Below are 15,129 nucleotides of genomic sequence, written 5' to 3'. Positions count from 1 at the left end.
GATGTATCTCAGGCTTGCAAGCATGGCTGATATATCAGCAAACACTCCTACGCTGCTCTTGTTCGCATTCAAATGAGTAAAGGGTCTTTTTTTAGCTCAATTATTGATCATCGTTTAGTGAGGCTCGCAAAAAGGAGAAAACGTTCGATTAAATCGAACTCTTTTTAACTACCCACCTCGCTTATCCATAAACTCTTCAACCCCCTGAGTAAAAACATCTTTCATGCTCATATCGTGGGCAGCGGCAAACGACTTCAACCGGCGGCGTAATTCCGGTGAAATGCGAAAATTACAGGCCACATCCTCACCAGCCTCCGGCTTGCTAGTGGCATTACCTACAACATGGGATGTCTCTGTTGGCGTCGGTGGCAATCCCTTGCCGCTCGGTTTTTTACTGGGCGCGGCCATATATAATCACTCCTTAAAAAAAGCGTTAAAACGTTAATGCGTCATTTCTTTATGAGCTTATAGCTTCCAATCGATCAATCAAAGACTGGATAAGCTGGTCGGCCTGTTCGCGCGGCCCCTTGTAAGGGCTCTCCACTACCGATAGACCGGTATCCTGCGCGCGTCGAAAAGCGGTCTTCTCAGGAATCTGGGAACTGAGCACGTAATAAGGGGTAGCCGCCAAATAACTGCGCGCCTCATCCAGCTCACGAGGGCTGTCACCTGTCTTCACTAAGGCGATAGCTATTCTCTCCAGGGGAATACCATGCTCATTGGTCAATGCGTTAGCTAGCAATACGGTCGGCTCAAGGTCATCAAGAGATAACCCCGTTGGGAGAACAACCAAATTAGCTCGCTTACCGATCTCTACGGTCGCGCGCGTGGCGTGAGGAGCGCCGTCCAAAACCATTAGGTCGTAAGCATCCGAAACCTTCAGCGCCTGGCCAACGGTGCCAAACGTCTCCACAGCCACCACCGGCTCAATCCCACGCGATAAACGCCGCTGGAGCCATGAAAAACTAGAAGCCTGGTTAATATCCAAATCCGCAACTTTCACATTCCAGCCAGCAGACGCATAGGTGGTTGCAATCGCTCTAGCCAGAGTCGACTTACCAACGCCTCCTTTCTGGCTGACGACGCCAATAATGTCACCCATGAACTGCCTCCCTTTCTCAATTCGCCATGTCGGCAGGAAAAGTAACACCGGAAGGTAGATAACGCTATAACGCAATAACGCTTACCAGAAACGCGCCAGTGTAACCATTTTGGTGACACTCACTGTCACCAAAATGGTGAGACTCGTCCCCAATTTGGGGTAAGTCAGCTGCTCCACGTTGGGGTGATTCGACGCATCACGTCACACACAAAACTTTAGATGCTCATCGTATCTGGAGTTGCACCCGCTGAAAGACCCTAGGCTGCAAGAGAGCATTCAGCAGAAGGTAAGTAACTCACTAGGTAGCTACAGCATCAGAAACTATCAGTCAGCTGATAACACTTCAGCGCACGCACATAAGAACCAAAACCAGGTCGATCAACGGACAGACGACGCACCTCTGATCGAACCAGGCCCTGCTCTTCCATCAAACGCAGCGTGCGGGCAACGTCAGACATACGCTTATTATCAAGACGCTCAGCAACAACGGCAGCAGGCAGGTATTCACCACCAGACTCGGTGGCTAACACGTCAAGTATCATCTGCTTGTTTCGAGTCATCCGCATAAGCAACCATCCCTAGCCGATAGGCTACGTTCAATCATAAACAGACGCTATCCAAGTAGTACGCATAAACCATGTTACCCATAGCAACGCTAAAAGGCTTCGCCCCCAAGTAGTACGCATAGACCACTGACCACCAAGCTTGATCTTTAAATAACGGCTAAACACCAGGAGGCCAATATATATAACAATCCAGGTATGACTACTCCTAGGCTTCGCCCCCAAGTAGTACGCACGGGCTACTGACCACCCTCTTTCAATCCCTCAAGCAATTGAACTACTCGTGTTTTCGATAGCCCTAATTCTTTGGCAATCGCGCGCTGTGAAAGGCCCTTACCGCGCAGCTCCAATACGGCTTTACGGCGCTCTTCCGTAGTGGCTGCCATGCTTTCCAAATACTCGCTACGCTCTGCCATGCCAGCCAATCGGCGGCGCTGTCGCTCACGTTCCGCGTGACGCCAAGCGGCCTCTTCCTTGCTGATGATTGTCTTGAGCTTCTTTTGCTCTTCAGGGGTGATTTGTAGCGCCTGAATCAGCGTGTCGTTACGCGGCGTGTAAAGCGGCGGGTACTTACGGCCGTTAAACTCTATCTGCTCGCCCTGCGCATACGCCGTTGCGCGCCTGAAGGTAGTGCCGAGGTCACAGTCCTTATAAGTCCAGCCAGGGGCAATCTCTTTGGCTAGGGAGCGTGCTTCGTAGTGAAGTGAGTTCGCTTTGGTTGGCTGGGCAAGCGCGAGGAAGTTAGTCGACCAGAATAAGAACAGCATACGCTGCCCCTCGATATTGTTGGCCCGCATTGAGGCCAGCGACCGGAGGTCTTCTAAGCGATCCCAGGCAAGCTGACGGTCACCTAAGCGACGTAAGCCGTATTTACCACCACGAATAAGGGTAAAGCTCTCGCGGCGCTTCTGGCGCTCCTCACGGGCTTTCTGCTCGGCGTCTCGCTGTGCGTCGTAAATATGCCGGGGCACCTCTACGAGCTCATCAAACAGCGTGTCGAAGCTATGGCGCACCAACTCACCGTCACGGGGGTCACGATCTTCCCAGACCACTTCGCAGCGCTTAAGGTTTTTCTCGTTGATCGTGCCCTGTAGCCGCAGTACGCGAGAGGCATCGCGCGCACCGGCGTCCGCACCAATGTGTTCAAACCGTTTTACTAAGCACTTTTGAGCGTGGTTCCAGCGCATGACAGCCGCACGCGGGAGCGGTCGATCCAGCAGCCACTTCATATGAACGCCGCGGCCGCTAAACACAATCAAACTAGGCGCTGGTACGCCCTCATCTTGGCATGCTATCAAGCAGCGCATAGCCCATTGGTCGCCATCAAGGTGCGTTATCGGGCCTGGATCAATATCGACGAACAGCAGGCCAACACGGGCTAGATTGACGACACGCCGGTTGGGCTTGGTGAACTCTGCTTGGCTTACATAGGTATCACGATCACGCGGTACCGCCGAAAGCACTTCGGATAGCAGGCGCAGTGGGTAAGATTTCTGCAGCATCCCTTTCTCAGGATGTCTGGACACCACGGAAAAGAAGCCCCACTCAGTGCTGTGGTAGCTCATCGGCTCCGCGATCAATTCAATTTGCGGACTGGGGGTGCGCTCCGCAGAATCAACGGCTATACTGGACATAAGGCAATCGCGCCCTCCCAGGCGCTTGTCTCCGCCCCCAGCTTCCTCCTTCGCCGCCAAGCACCAGAGGATCTGGGGGTTTGCTTTTTCTAGGCCTAAACTCCAAGGCCGCTCTTATTGCTCACTTCATCCCAGCTTACACCATCTTTCAGGCGCATGCCTGTAATTTCTCGTACTCGCGCTTTGGCATGAGTGGTGCCGTTATGGTTACCAACTACGAAAGTTTCGTAGTACTCGCCAAAATGGTGAGGCTCGACTAGGCAGGTCGAAGAAAAGCGTCTCCAATTTAGAGACAGCGGGATGCCACGCAGCCTAAGGAAGATGTTGCGTTGACGTGACTTACCCCGACACGAGCGCGACACAGCGTAAATTCTACATATTTGTGAATATGGTGAAGTTAAATCTCGACACCAAAACGCCCCTAAGTCAGGGCAACATGACCTCACTCAGGCGTGACTTAAAGCAGCAATCATCGACAGAATGAGCCGAGTCGGCGCAACGTGAGCCTATTCAGGCAATCCCGCAAAGGTTTTACAAAAGTTTCGTAAAACCCAGTCAGATGGCGCACGCCCTTTTACTCAAATGTGAGTAAAACCACATAAGCGATTGATTGTAGGGCTACATTTTTTTATGAACCAGTCTTAAAGCCCTTATCAGGTGCTTTATCTGAATAACCAAGCTTGAAATACTGGCGCGCTTGCTTGCCCTTCTCGTTACGCTCGACCATGGATAGCTCTTTAGCCATGTCGAGGGAAATAGCGTACTCCTTGCTGGGACGCCCACCGCTAGGGGTTTCGCTCAAAAATGAGCGAAAGTCTACGCTCTCCTTAAAGCCGTATTCTGAAACGCGACGAGAAATCCAGTCTCGGAAATTGGCCTTAACCTCAAGAAACGAGTGAAGCTGGGTATATGGTAACTACCCAGCTTCATATTGGTTATAACGTAAAGCGTCGCACCGGACTCTGCTTTGTGAATCGCCACATCTAAGGAGCAAACCCAGGAATCTTGCTTTGGTTATTATCTCAAATGCGCATATCTGAGCATTCAGGCTAACTCCTTAAGGTGCGAGCCACACCAGCCCTCATGGTTGCCCGCCTTAGAGTCGTAACAGCGAGCAAGGAGCGAGCCGACGAAACAGCTCCATAGAGGATGACGCCCGGATGAAATTACCGGCACGCCGCATAAAACGAGAATATACGTATCTTATTGACCAACGCCGCTGCGTTAAAGTACGGTGCTGCTTATTGACCAATACCGTTGGGCTTATTATATGAGAATGACAAATAACAAACGTTGTATTCTGGAAGCGCTGAGCCTGACCGATGACTACGCTAACCTTGAATGGGGAACACCTCCACGTAACGCGGCAACCGTGGCCACCATCTTGAGCCTGGACGTGTCGAACGTAGCGCGAACGCTGCGAAACATGGAACGCCAGGGGCTTGTTCAGGCAGAAGACAGAATGGTTGATGTTTGGTGTGAAGTTCCTAAGCCTGCCCACTACCCTCGCCAGATGCGCTGTTATTGGCGCACTGACACAATGGGGCAAGACAAGGCTGCTGCCGATACTTGGCAGGCTGGGTCGAAAGAGAGAGGGCGTAAGGCTGAAGAGAAGATGCTAGCTATGATGCTCCAAGGATAAAGCAGTCCCCACTGGTTAAGCTCGAGTCATAATACCCTGGCTGACTATCTCGTCTGAGTAAATTGGGTCGGCTGGATGATGACAAAAAGGGTGTGAGTTCAATTCACACCCCTGGTGTGAGCGCAGCAACAAAGTGGACTTTTGTTCATTGAGGGTAGCGTACTCCGCGGGACGGCCCGCACCTGATTGCAAATTCTGGATTTCAAATCCAATATTGCCAAACTCTTCCAGGTCGCTGACGATCTGCTCTGCTATCGAGTCTCATATGTCGCTGATGGAATACGATCCTGGCACATAACGCTGCCTGATTTCCAGAACTGGGAAGCAATAAACCTATCTCCCAGCAGCTGGGTTGTTTCCTGCTTTGGAAAAAAGCCCCTACAGCCGCTGGTGTACCTCAACCGCTGTACCACCCCCTACAGCCGCTGAGGGGGGGGCTATAGCAGCTCCACCTACAAGCATATTTTGGCTACTTCGCCCTAGGAATCCGTGTTTTTATCGTAGAGCTTTGATTTTAGGGCTTCATTTTTATGGGAAGCAAACATCAAAAAGATGGTTGCTTTAAGAGCTTTGGCCCACTCCGATTTGAAGTCCGAAAGGGTAAGGCCTTGCTTTTGCGATCTAACACGCTATCTAGCCAACTGCTTATCAATGTCGACAAGCACGCCTTCCATGATTGAGTTAACTACCTCAAAAAGCTCTTCACCATAGTTCCCACGCCTCATCTTTCGGCTTTTACTCATTGCGGCATACAAATTACTCAGGTGTTGACGTTTAGCCTCAAGGAGGGCTAACAGGAGTAGACGTAAGCGAAGAAGTTGGTCGTGACTTAAAGAGCTCAGCTCGGCATTCCAAACATCTTGATAGAAAGGGCGCATATACAAGCGACTGCCATTAGACGCGGAGTTAGCCAACACGTCATGCAAGTGTGGTGTCAGCTGCTTAATTTCAGCATAACGCTTCATAGTGGCCCGAATAGGATCTTCCTTTACCGGAGGGTGAACAGCACTCTCGGCGGATGGGAGGCGATTGTTGCGCAATTCAATTTTTGTCTCAAATCCACAACCATCTGGTGCGCGCCTTATCACTCGGCCTGGGTTCGCCTTAGCCCACGCAGCCGCCTCAGTGTAAGAATCAAAACGCTGGTAGTCTGAGCCAGGCTTTATTGGGATTTGTCGTGGCTGGTCATCCTCCAGTGACTCCAAGAATTCATCGTAATCATCTTCTGAAGCAGGGTTCCATCCTTTAGATTCACAAAAGTCTTCCCAATCACTCATCAATTAAACCCCAGAGGAGCATGCCGCAAGCTATAAGGTGGATCGAGGTAGCGGGCGTCACTAGTATTAACGCCATTAACTCAATGAGATTGTCAAAAGTATGGTGCCCTTTAAGAATACTCAACAGGAGATCAACAATTTAGTGAGCTGTATAGCTGCCCTGGCTCTATCTTAAAACCTCATAGCAGCGTTATCAGCGCGCCCTTGGCGCTAACTACCTAGGGGTGGCCTTAAAAACAGGTCTCCCCCGTAGGGGTAGGAAAACAAGGCCAGTCAAAGCCCCGTGTCATGCGGGTTTCAGTGGCCTTGTGGCCTTGCTTTTGATTTAGGCCATCATTTCCAGCGACGAGCCCAACCATGCGTGTTTGCGTGGCCTGGACTGACAAAGTGGCCTGATTAAGGCCACAAGGCCAGGCCAACTTTCAGGCCACGTTATTAGCCTTTGAATAGCGGCGCATTAGGTATAGCGTTGCGTCTTCTTTTGAGTGTTGCGTTTTGTTGCTCTTGCGTTGCGTTTTATAGGATTAATCAATTGATTTTATATTATTTTCATCCATTAAATTCTGTTGCGTTTTCACCACAGATGAAGCGTCCCGTTGTCATGTAATTTAAAGACTCGCTCTTCAATGGCCTGATTAGCCAGTTTTTCTAGCAGGTCTTTGCCTACTCCGAAGTCGTTTTCTTTCCCTCCATAAAGCCGGCGAAGCTTACTCCGTGTTAACGGGTCACCATCCCTGGCCTTTTTACTGACGAGCTCTTTTAGCTGGGGAAGGACTTCCTGATAGCGGTCTTCACTACGCTGTTGGGTACGCTGAGCCTGGGGCTTTGGCGCTGCAATGGGCTTCAATACTCCACCCACCCCACGGCGCATCCATTGCTCATCAACATCTGTACGGTAGTTGGATTTCACGACGCTAAACCGAACCATGCCTTTTGCATCGTCCTCGCAAAGCCCTTTTCCGAGCTTTGGCCTGGCCAACGTTGCCGCAAAGCGCAGGGCGTCCACAAACGCGCTCGCGCCCCGTATATCGTCGACATCCTCGCCTGTACTCCCTTTGCGACTGTGGTGGGCACACAGGACGGTAACGCCAGTTTCTTCACGGATCTGCTCAAGCACTTCAACAAAGCGGGTCGCGGCCTCATTGTCGTTCTCGTCGCCAGAGCGGAAGCGGCTCACTGGATCAATGATGATCATGCGCAGGTTAGGGATTGCCTTGGCCATCCGTATCAGGCGCGATATACGGGCCTCGTGACGCACAATGTCACGGCCCTCGTGAACAGTCAGGCGGTTATCTTGACCTAGCAAGGAGATAGGATAGAGACCCTCCCCCAGCGCCTTTGGGTCGAGTCGACAGCCATCGAATTCATACTCCCGGGTAATGCTGTGAAGCCGCCTAGACATCTCGTCGCAGCTATCCTCAGCACCGAACATCAGCACCGATCCTGGGCGCTCCACTGCCTGCCCCATGAACGGTGTGCCGGTCACCACGCAGGCCGCCAATTGCATTAGCCAGAAGCTTTTGCCGGTTGAGCCAGGTGCAACGATAGCGGCTGCAACCGGCTCAGGAATAAGCCCCTCAACGACAAACGCTTGAGGCGGCGGCTCTTTCGCTAACAAATGCTTGGCCTTGGATTTTTCGAGGAGTGCCAGCAGCTCGTCCTCTTCGCCCAAGCCCTTCTCTAAGGCGCGGCGCAATCCATCGATACCGTGAGCCGCTTGATAGTCGTTCCAGTCCGTGCCTTCTTCATTTGCAGCAAACTCAGGTAGAAGCACATCAGCACCAGTGGCTTCAGCCGCAGCTTCAGCGGCCGCACGCCCAGGGTTGCTGCCGTCCGGCTTTCGGTCATTGTCCCCTGCAATCACTAAGCGTGCTCCCGGCGCTTCGCGTCTAACGCTTTTGGCGGTGGCAAGAAGGGCACCAGACGTGAAGGCAACGGCTACCATAGCGTAGGTGGCGCGTGAATGCTCGCCCCCGTTGCCCAGCCTTCCACAACGTATATCGCCTCAGTAGTTCCGGGTATGACGTGGTAGCCGCCTCTCATCTGCCGCCCGCCATAGCTTGTCGCCCTTGGGTGTGATGGCTTCGAGCGTTTGAATGCCAGAGGGGCCTTCTACGTTGATCAGCAAGCAGTTACGCATTGATAGGCGACTCTGATCATCGAAAACAAAGCGCTTCTCGAATATTGGCTGACGAATGTCGCCACAGGTCGAACGCCTTTACGCATTAGATATGGGTGTAGGAGATCGCTTCTGCTGCCTCCCAAATACCTTTAGCCACCCCAGCACGCCGCGCATGGTACTCGCGCCGCTGCCGTTCCTCTGCCTCAATGCTCCGGCGCAAACGATTTAGTTCTGGTGGCTCGCTGCCACCTCGGCGCATTCCACGTTTGACGGACGTCGTACGCAACAGCCAAAATGGCCCCAGCAAATCATCAGATGAAGAGCATAAAACCCTGCGTCATCACCACGCTTACCATTCGTCGCGAACAGGCTTGCCGTCTGGGATTATCTCTTCGGCACTGGCAACGGCATCGCAATCGCGGCCACAAAGCCACTAACAGGGTCGTCGAAATGTGTTTCAGGGTTTTCCGTATAATATGAGTCACATGCGCCCCCAGCGCTATTCCATACAGCCTCGCCTCTCGCCAGCCAGCACAGAGACAGAACTTTTTCGTTCGTTAGACCTGTTGGCGATGTGGAAATGAAAGATGCGTAACCGCTGGCCCCATTAGCCCACCAAATCCTGCTCTACGTGATGAATACGGTCGGCCAGTTCAGCGAGCGTCGCTTGGTTGGCGGATGGTGTTACGCCTCCCAGCTGATGTCGCTTAACGACCTGCGCCGCGCCTTCTAGCTGCTCAAGCGCTTGCCGCAGCAGATCTACCGGACGAAACCAGCGACCGTTTAGAAGGACCGGACGCGTGAACGACTGCGCGCAATTCATTCCAATACTCGCGATGTGGAGCGCATCAAGACCTCGACAGCAGCAGCGAACAGCGTGCCGGGTCGGCAGATAAGGAACCGACTCGACAGGAACGCTCGTACGCTCAATAGCCAGCTCTAATAACCCCGCATAGCTATCCAGCATATCGATGACATCGTTGATGCTCGGCACATCGCTACTCCTGTGTAGGTTCATGACTAACTCCTAATAATGTAAAAGGGGCACTAGTGGAGGTTTGTGCCCTTTTTTGTCGAATTTTTTTCATCGGCCTGATCGCTGCTGGCATCAGCCTCCAGCGCAATACGCGCTAATGAGTCGATGCTGTACGTCAGCATCTGAGCCGCTACGCTCGGCAAGTCCAGGGCAAACGCTTGCTCGGCAACATCGGCTAGGTATTCGGCTTGATCAGCCAGAAAGCACCACTGTCCTAGCGTTACGTCGCTGGTCACAGCGTCATGGGCTTCGTTACTAAAGGGCGATTTTGAAAGCGCGTCGAGGCCTTCTTTGATAGCGACTCCTCGCGTCACGCGGCGCAAGGCAGCCATTGCTTCGGGTGCACCTTTAAGGCGCGCATACTCTTCGGCTTGGCCGCACACACTTAATGCGGATGCCAGCCTCTCCACTCGCCGGGTTGTTGGCTCAACACAACGCAGAAGCGTGTCTGCTTGGGAGGCTGGGGAGATGTATGTGTTTAGTGGTTTCACGAGCGCACCTCACGCATATCGGAGTAGTGTTGGGCTAACTGTTTAGCCGATTCACGGCTGCTGGGGGCAATGCGATAGGACTGGAAGTGCGCGGTACCGCCGTGACGGTGTTGGTGCTTGTAGGGTTGCTGAAGGAAAGTGATTCCCTTTTCGCGTAGCGTGGCAATCGTCGTATGAAGGCACGAATCGCCATACTCTTGCATTGCATCGAACGACATAATGAAGCGTTCGTCCTGATCAGCCCGAATGAGCATATCGAGGGCAAGTTCGATCTTTAGCGGCTGGGTGTTGCTGCGGCTCTCACGAGCGGCATTGGCTGCTGACATAGCGCTTATCTCCGTTTGCTTTTAGCTACCTGTACTTACCGTTTTTTCAAGGGTTTCGCCCTGGCTCAGTGGCTTGTCCCCATGGTTCTTTCTCCACTCAATGCCTTGCTCTATCAGCAAGCCAATCTCGGCAGTAAATGTCCGACGGTTATCACGTGCCCATTGCTCGATACGCTCACCGAGACAGGTTTCCAGGCGAAGGGTGTAGGGCTTTTTCTTAATAGGCTTCACTAGGCTCTCCTTTGTAGCTCAAGGGCATAGGCTATACATCATTAGCATTTACTGAAAGCAAAAGCTGCACAATAGTTATTATAATGCACGTTGACGCCAAACGCATTCATGCAAATACTGCGCATTACAGTAATTTTTTAGGCCGCAAAATGACTAAGAAAAGAGCCCCTAGCAGGGCCAGCAACCCTACGGTCAGTGTTTCACTGCGCATCGATCCTAAGACCAAGTATCTCGTTGATCTCTTGGCTCGGGAGCAGAAGCGTACTATTACCGGCGTAATTGAATGGGCGATTGAGAGAGCGGCGGGACAGATTAGTTTTAAGGATCGTGAATACGGGCTGGACACTACCTTTTTAGTCGAGCTTGAGAGCTTGTGGTCCACTGACGAATCACTTCGAGTCGTCAGACTAGCGCTCGCGAAGCCTTCCCTGCTCGATTACGATGAATTGCGCGTATGGGAAACCATCAAAGCGACGCCGGCATTCTGGAAAGTCCCGATTCAGGAGGGCGCTTCTGGCCTGCGTGAAGATCTTCTCCACGTGAGCTTGTTACAAAAACACTGGGAGGCACTCATCGAGCATGTTGGCAAGCATCAAAACAGCAGGTCGATCGAGCCCTACACAATGAGCGAAGAAAGCCAAAAGACCGATTTCAGTGATTTTCCCGATGAGCTGCCGTACTAACGCATAGTGAAATGGCAGGCCAAAGAAGACGAGTAAAGAGAAGCGGGTAGAGCGGGCACCGCAACTTATAACGCTATCGCCTCAGCTTCTCTGTCACGCGCAGGCCCTCGCCACATTGGCGTCACGTTATCACCGGGCAAGTTAGCGACATGATCGAGCACCAAGTTGCCCCAGGCCTGAATAGTGGCCCGCTGCTGTCGCTCGTAGGTCTGGTGTTGGTAAGCCGCCTCAATAGGATTGCGGCGGGCATGGCCCAGCATCCGATCAATAAGCTCTGGCCGTGCGTCCAAGTGCTCACCCCAAGCAGTGGCGGCGCTACGGCGTAGATCGTGAACAGTGAAGGGCTTTCTCTGCCCCAACGCTTTCAGCTTGCCATGACGCAAGCGCGTTACAGCCGTTGTTAAGCTATCTGGGTGAACGCCCTCCCCTGTTCTACCCGAAAGCACCGGCCCTACCGTCCGCGCTTTGATCCGCTCACGAATGATGGTCATCGCCATAGAGCACAGATAGATGGTGCGAGCAGTAGAGGTTTTCGCGCGCACCGCGGGCAAGTGCCAGGCGTTGTTATCCAGGTCTAGCTCCTCAATTCGCATACCCGCCACTTCATCACGGCGCGCACCGGTTAGGATGAGCAACTGAATCGCGGCGCTTGTCCAAGGATCCATGCGGGAGTCAGTCACGGCTTGCCAAACCTGGCGCAACTCTTCCAGCGACAGCACCACGTCACGCGGCTTGCTTGTGCCGGCCCCGTAAGCGTCGGCCTTCATACCGTCGGCGGGATTGCTATCAATCCACCCCTGGTGGCACGCCCACGCCAACGCCGCACGCAGGGTGATAAGGCTTGCCCTTGCTTGTGCGGGGGTCTTATCGGCAATGCGCGTTAGCACCGACGCAATAGCCGACTTGGCCAGCTGATCCACTGGGATGGCGTTTAAGGGGCCAAGGTGAAGACGCCACCGGCGACGGTGGGCATCCAAGGTGCGTGAGGTTAACGACTTATTACGCTCAATATGATCTAGCCATCGCTCCATGAGCTCACCAAATAGCGGTGATAGGCGCTTCAACATTCTTTCTGCTCGCGGGTGCTTGCCCATGGCCGCTAGGGAGGCATTCTCACGGTGAAGAGCGTGAGCCTTTTCAATGTCGATCAACGGCCACTGGCCAAGGGTGATATCGATGCGGCGCGCACAACGCTTAACAAACTCGCCTGCGCCGCTCTCTTCATAGCCACCCGCAATGCTCACACGCGATACCCACGACTTGCCACCTGTAGGACGCACTTCTAGCAACAGGCCGCCAGGCGTAGCGGCAGCATCAGTAACCCGATAAGGCTTATCAGAAGGCTTAAGTGCTTCAATGCGGCGGGGGCTTAATCGAGTAGCGGCTTGTCGAGCCATAACGCACCTCGTCTTGTTGAGACTGAGAGGCTGCGTCATCGCGACGAGAACCTATGAAGAAGTGTTTTTATGGTAGCTCAACAACGACCGTATTTCATGTAAGGAATACGGTCGTTAATGTTTTCAACTTTTAAATACAGCGTTTTTCTTATGTAACTTACCCAATAACACCACTAAAAACCCCACTAGAAGAATGGTTACAGCTTCAGCGCGTCGAAGTTGGGCTTTACCTGACGCCTCGCTTCTCCTCTATGGCCACCAAACACCTCTTCAACATGCTTGCGACCAACCAGCAGTTTTCCCGCCGCATTCACCTTCCAATAGATACCCATAGCATCTAGAACTTCACGCTGGCTCTTGTGCTGCTTTCTACCGGTTAGGTGTGCCAGCTCCTCCACTGTTAAAAACAAGTCGCTCACCTTGTGTCGCCTCCATTAAGACCATTACCCGGGGCGTCGAATGTAGCGTTGCCGATTAACCTCTTTGGCATAGCTGAACGAAGGATCCAATGCCTCCGCTTCCAGCTTGGCCAGGCGCTCCTCCAGATGCTTCACCTTACGGCTATCACCTTTCTTTACAGCCCAACCAAGGCGCTTACGAATCCTTTCACGGTCTTCCCACACGCGCTCCGCGTTAAGGTTTCGACGCCCCTTGGTGTCACGGCACAGCTCAATAATATCCAGCTCATCGGTTTCTAAAAGCATCGCATCCTTCCTCTCGACGGTTGCGCGCTCAGTATGCCACTAGCGTTAATGCGTTAAAACGTCATAGCGTTAAATCGTTAAAAGCTTGGAAAACCCTCTCAAAAGAAATAAACCGTACAAATGAGGCGTCATCCTTTTTATGGCACGCATACGGTGCGGCCTAGACTTCACATAGGCAGGCAAAGTGATTTTAGATAAGTTGGTCTACAGCTACGATGAAGTGGCAGAACCATTCGAGGTGAAACGCTCAAGAGTAAGCGGCTGGGTGCGCGAGGGACGCCTTAACGCAGTCGCAAGAGGAAAAATAACGGTAGGCTCAATTCTTCATCTTGCTGACCTAAGCCCCGATTCTATCGACTTTGGCACAGAAGCCCGCTCGCCAAGTGACCCACGTTACGAGCCACGCTCTCGGATTGGCCCCCAGCCAGTAGACGCAGCCCAGGTAACCACAAACCGCGATGCCAAGCGGAAGCTAGAAGAACTGTTAGGAAGGAAGCCAAGTACAAATAAGCTATAACTCAGCGTACTAAAGGCATCTCTCTATTTTGGCGCTAATTATCATTCCGCTCTTTCTGCGTCATCCTGCTTAGCATGTTCAGCTACTTGCTCTTCGCTTGAGCGAATATCTTCAAGGAATTTTGGGACGCTCTCTGTCAGTTGAAGAGAGTCATTCGCCCCGCCAACAATGCCGAATATGAATATCAGTGCGGCTGCGAACTTCTTCCCGACTGGAGTGTTACTAACTTCATTGCGAAGCTCACGATTGACAGCCAGTTCGCCGACAGCGCGATGAGATGCTTCTTCTATTCCTTGCTTCCCGCAAATTTTGTACTCATCCAAAGCTCCAAGGATGGCATTTAAATGGCTCCTGATGATCGCCTTTGCGCTGCGGCTTAGGTTGTGAGCTTCCAGTTCTTCTAGGATGTCATTCAGCTTGCTGCGCATAGTATCTAGCTGATCGCTGCCGAGTAGCTGCTCTCCTTGCACCATTTTAAGCATCGCCGCTGCCATCTTAAGGTACTGGACAGTATGGTTATCAAAGTACTGCTTAACTCCATTCCACTTCTGCCCTGTATGAGTTCCTTGAAATAAAGCCTTATTGACCTGGCCAACCCAGTATTTTTGGGCGTCTTCCTCGTCAGGGTAGTACTCGCGAATCTCTGCCATTACCTGCTCTGGCAGCAACATGACGCGACCTAGTCGAAACATCATCTGTGAGTGATTGTCTTTATCAACCCCTAAAATATTCTCCCATGCCTGCTTGATCGACATGTCGTCCTTTATCGTGCGCGCTTCTTCTACGATCCCGAGCAAGCGCCCGGCTGGGTTCCCTGAACTCATTTACCGCCCCTTTCCAAGTAATCTTTTATGGCCTCTGGCTTACAGCGTCGTATGTGCTGCTCCACCGCAATTAAATAGAAGCAAACTATACCTGCGTTAGCTTCGCAGAACATATCTTCTATTCAAGACAAGTCACAAGCAGGATTAATTATGGTTTAAGCCAACTTGACGAGAAGGGGGTTAACGTTATTGCGTTAAAGAGTCATATAACGCATAAAGAGAGTTTCTCCCAAATTCGGAATAAACTATAAAATATTGATTTTAAAAGAAGGCGGGCGGCGCGTTGCCTCAAGGTAATAAGCCAGCCGGGGTGGGCTGGCTATCGTCACGTGTCAGCTGTCGTTTTTAAGAACCACCAGGCGTGCGCCAATTCGATTAGCCACGTACGCAGCCGCATCGTATAGCGTCACCGTCAGCGCTTGTTCCTTTGCTCTATCTGCTTGCTCTCGTGTCTCTTTCTGCTTCCACCCTTTGCCATCGCTAAATTTTTGGGCTTCCTCTTCTGTCTGGCGGGCAACAATATCCGCTTGCCGCTTGGCTTCCTTAGTGGCAGCTGTACGATCATCATTAATAGCCACAG

The 15,129-nt window shown here is 52.2% G+C and carries 18 protein-coding genes and 1 pseudogene; 3 read left to right on the top strand and 16 right to left on the bottom strand.

Annotated elements, in window-relative coordinates; all coding sequences use genetic code 11:
- Positions 1 to 168: 168 nt before the first annotated feature.
- From ACN0UY_RS11920 to ACN0UY_RS11900, 5 genes and pseudogenes are all read right to left on the bottom strand, one after another.
- Complete coding sequence (locus ACN0UY_RS11920) at positions 169 to 408, bottom strand: hypothetical protein (RefSeq protein ID WP_417667380.1); 240 nt, start codon at positions 406 to 408, stop codon at positions 169 to 171.
- Between the two features lie 49 nt (positions 409 to 457).
- Complete coding sequence (locus ACN0UY_RS11915; RefSeq protein WP_417667378.1) at positions 458 to 1,102, bottom strand: AAA family ATPase; 645 nt, start codon at positions 1,100 to 1,102, stop codon at positions 458 to 460.
- A 314-nt stretch (positions 1,103 to 1,416) separates the two neighbouring features.
- Entirely contained in the window at positions 1,417 to 1,668 is a 252-nt protein-coding gene (locus tag ACN0UY_RS11910; protein ID WP_417667376.1) for a hypothetical protein, read from the bottom strand.
- Between the two features lie 236 nt (positions 1,669 to 1,904).
- On the bottom strand, positions 1,905 to 3,299 hold the full coding sequence (locus ACN0UY_RS11905) for a replication protein (protein ID WP_417667374.1): 1,395 nt from the start codon (positions 3,297 to 3,299) through the stop codon (positions 1,905 to 1,907).
- Between the two features lie 628 nt (positions 3,300 to 3,927).
- Positions 3,928 to 4,191 (bottom strand): annotated as a pseudogene (locus tag ACN0UY_RS11900) (antA/AntB antirepressor family protein); the annotation flags it as partial.
- A 384-nt stretch (positions 4,192 to 4,575) separates the two neighbouring features.
- On the opposite strand from ACN0UY_RS11900, the gene ACN0UY_RS11895 reads away from it, so the two are divergent.
- Positions 4,576 to 4,941 (top strand): hypothetical protein, encoded by a 366-nt coding sequence (locus tag ACN0UY_RS11895; protein WP_417667372.1) that lies wholly within the window; start codon positions 4,576 to 4,578, stop codon positions 4,939 to 4,941.
- Positions 4,942 to 5,570: 629 nt separating this feature from the next.
- Here the strand turns inward: ACN0UY_RS11895 and ACN0UY_RS11890 are convergent.
- From ACN0UY_RS11890 to ACN0UY_RS11865, 6 genes are all read right to left on the bottom strand, one after another.
- A complete protein-coding gene (locus tag ACN0UY_RS11890) occupies positions 5,571 to 6,218 on the bottom strand; it encodes a hypothetical protein (protein ID WP_417667370.1) in 648 nt (215 codons plus the stop codon).
- 574 nt (positions 6,219 to 6,792) lie between these two features.
- Positions 6,793 to 8,163 (bottom strand): AAA family ATPase, encoded by a 1,371-nt coding sequence (locus tag ACN0UY_RS11885; RefSeq protein ID WP_417667368.1) that lies wholly within the window; start codon positions 8,161 to 8,163, stop codon positions 6,793 to 6,795.
- Positions 8,164 to 8,947: 784 nt separating this feature from the next.
- Positions 8,948 to 9,358, bottom strand: coding sequence for a hypothetical protein (locus tag ACN0UY_RS11880; protein ID WP_417667366.1), 411 nt, complete (start codon positions 9,356 to 9,358; stop codon positions 8,948 to 8,950).
- Between the two features lie 29 nt (positions 9,359 to 9,387).
- Positions 9,388 to 9,867: a hypothetical protein gene (locus ACN0UY_RS11875; RefSeq protein ID WP_417667364.1), complete on the bottom strand. Its 480-nt coding sequence runs from the start codon at positions 9,865 to 9,867 to the stop codon at positions 9,388 to 9,390.
- The gene (locus ACN0UY_RS11870) at positions 9,864 to 10,193 is read right to left on the bottom strand and encodes a hypothetical protein (protein WP_417667362.1); all 330 of its coding nucleotides are present in this window, start codon (positions 10,191 to 10,193) and stop codon (positions 9,864 to 9,866) included. The genes ACN0UY_RS11875 and ACN0UY_RS11870 overlap by 4 nt, the downstream gene beginning before the upstream one ends.
- Before the next feature lie 21 nt (positions 10,194 to 10,214).
- Positions 10,215 to 10,424, bottom strand: coding sequence for a hypothetical protein (locus tag ACN0UY_RS11865; RefSeq protein WP_417667360.1), 210 nt, complete (start codon positions 10,422 to 10,424; stop codon positions 10,215 to 10,217).
- A 149-nt stretch (positions 10,425 to 10,573) separates the two neighbouring features.
- Between ACN0UY_RS11865 and ACN0UY_RS11860 the strand changes: the two genes are divergently transcribed.
- Positions 10,574 to 11,107: a hypothetical protein gene (locus tag ACN0UY_RS11860; RefSeq protein ID WP_417667358.1), complete on the top strand. Its 534-nt coding sequence runs from the start codon at positions 10,574 to 10,576 to the stop codon at positions 11,105 to 11,107.
- Positions 11,108 to 11,172: 65 nt separating this feature from the next.
- On the opposite strand, the gene ACN0UY_RS11855 is transcribed toward ACN0UY_RS11860, so the two are convergent.
- The 3 genes from ACN0UY_RS11855 to ACN0UY_RS11845 form a co-directional block, all read right to left on the bottom strand.
- Entirely contained in the window at positions 11,173 to 12,504 is a 1,332-nt protein-coding gene (locus ACN0UY_RS11855; RefSeq protein ID WP_417667356.1) for a tyrosine-type recombinase/integrase, read from the bottom strand.
- 197 nt (positions 12,505 to 12,701) lie between these two features.
- Complete coding sequence (locus ACN0UY_RS11850; protein WP_417667354.1) at positions 12,702 to 12,914, bottom strand: DUF4224 domain-containing protein; 213 nt, start codon at positions 12,912 to 12,914, stop codon at positions 12,702 to 12,704.
- 33 nt (positions 12,915 to 12,947) lie between these two features.
- A complete protein-coding gene (locus ACN0UY_RS11845; protein WP_417667352.1) occupies positions 12,948 to 13,208 on the bottom strand; it encodes a hypothetical protein in 261 nt (86 codons plus the stop codon).
- A gap of 184 nt (positions 13,209 to 13,392) precedes the next feature.
- Here ACN0UY_RS11845 and ACN0UY_RS11840 point away from each other — a divergent pair, with 184 nt between their 5' ends.
- Entirely contained in the window at positions 13,393 to 13,725 is a 333-nt protein-coding gene (locus ACN0UY_RS11840) for a hypothetical protein (RefSeq protein ID WP_417667350.1), read from the top strand.
- A gap of 41 nt (positions 13,726 to 13,766) precedes the next feature.
- On the opposite strand, the gene ACN0UY_RS11835 is transcribed toward ACN0UY_RS11840, so the two are convergent.
- Positions 13,767 to 14,549 (bottom strand): hypothetical protein, encoded by a 783-nt coding sequence (locus ACN0UY_RS11835; RefSeq protein WP_417667348.1) that lies wholly within the window; start codon positions 14,547 to 14,549, stop codon positions 13,767 to 13,769.
- 332 nt (positions 14,550 to 14,881) lie between these two features.
- Positions 14,882 to 15,129 (bottom strand): hypothetical protein (locus ACN0UY_RS11830; RefSeq protein WP_417667346.1); only part of this gene is annotated, 248 nt, incomplete at its 5' end.

It is taken from the genome of Pseudidiomarina sp. (assembly GCF_048268165.1).
Lineage (GTDB): Bacteria > Pseudomonadota > Gammaproteobacteria > Enterobacterales > Alteromonadaceae > Pseudidiomarina.
The sequence above is the reverse complement of the archived record's forward strand: the minus strand, read 5'-3'. Positions and strand labels throughout refer to the sequence as shown.

Excerpts from the sequence above, each read along its gene's own strand:
- ACN0UY_RS11920 (WP_417667380.1), bottom strand. The coding sequence starts at position 408 with ATGGCCGCGCCCAGTAAAAAACCGAGCGGCAAGGGATTGCCACCGACG.
- ACN0UY_RS11915 (WP_417667378.1), bottom strand. The coding sequence starts at position 1,102 with ATGGGTGACATTATTGGCGTCGTCAGCCAGAAAGGAGGCGTTGGTAAG.
- ACN0UY_RS11910 (WP_417667376.1), bottom strand. The coding sequence starts at position 1,668 with ATGCGGATGACTCGAAACAAGCAGATGATACTTGACGTGTTAGCCACC.
- ACN0UY_RS11905 (WP_417667374.1), bottom strand. The coding sequence starts at position 3,299 with ATGTCCAGTATAGCCGTTGATTCTGCGGAGCGCACCCCCAGTCCGCAA.
- ACN0UY_RS11895 (WP_417667372.1), top strand. The coding sequence starts at position 4,576 with ATGACAAATAACAAACGTTGTATTCTGGAAGCGCTGAGCCTGACCGAT.
- ACN0UY_RS11890 (WP_417667370.1), bottom strand. The coding sequence starts at position 6,218 with ATGAGTGATTGGGAAGACTTTTGTGAATCTAAAGGATGGAACCCTGCT.
- ACN0UY_RS11885 (WP_417667368.1), bottom strand. The coding sequence starts at position 8,163 with ATGGTAGCCGTTGCCTTCACGTCTGGTGCCCTTCTTGCCACCGCCAAA.
- ACN0UY_RS11880 (WP_417667366.1), bottom strand. The coding sequence starts at position 9,358 with ATGAACCTACACAGGAGTAGCGATGTGCCGAGCATCAACGATGTCATC.
- ACN0UY_RS11870 (WP_417667362.1), bottom strand. The coding sequence starts at position 10,193 with ATGTCAGCAGCCAATGCCGCTCGTGAGAGCCGCAGCAACACCCAGCCG.
- ACN0UY_RS11860 (WP_417667358.1), top strand. The coding sequence starts at position 10,574 with ATGACTAAGAAAAGAGCCCCTAGCAGGGCCAGCAACCCTACGGTCAGT.
- ACN0UY_RS11855 (WP_417667356.1), bottom strand. The coding sequence starts at position 12,504 with ATGGCTCGACAAGCCGCTACTCGATTAAGCCCCCGCCGCATTGAAGCA.
- ACN0UY_RS11845 (WP_417667352.1), bottom strand. The coding sequence starts at position 13,208 with ATGCTTTTAGAAACCGATGAGCTGGATATTATTGAGCTGTGCCGTGAC.
- ACN0UY_RS11835 (WP_417667348.1), bottom strand. The coding sequence starts at position 14,549 with ATGAGTTCAGGGAACCCAGCCGGGCGCTTGCTCGGGATCGTAGAAGAA.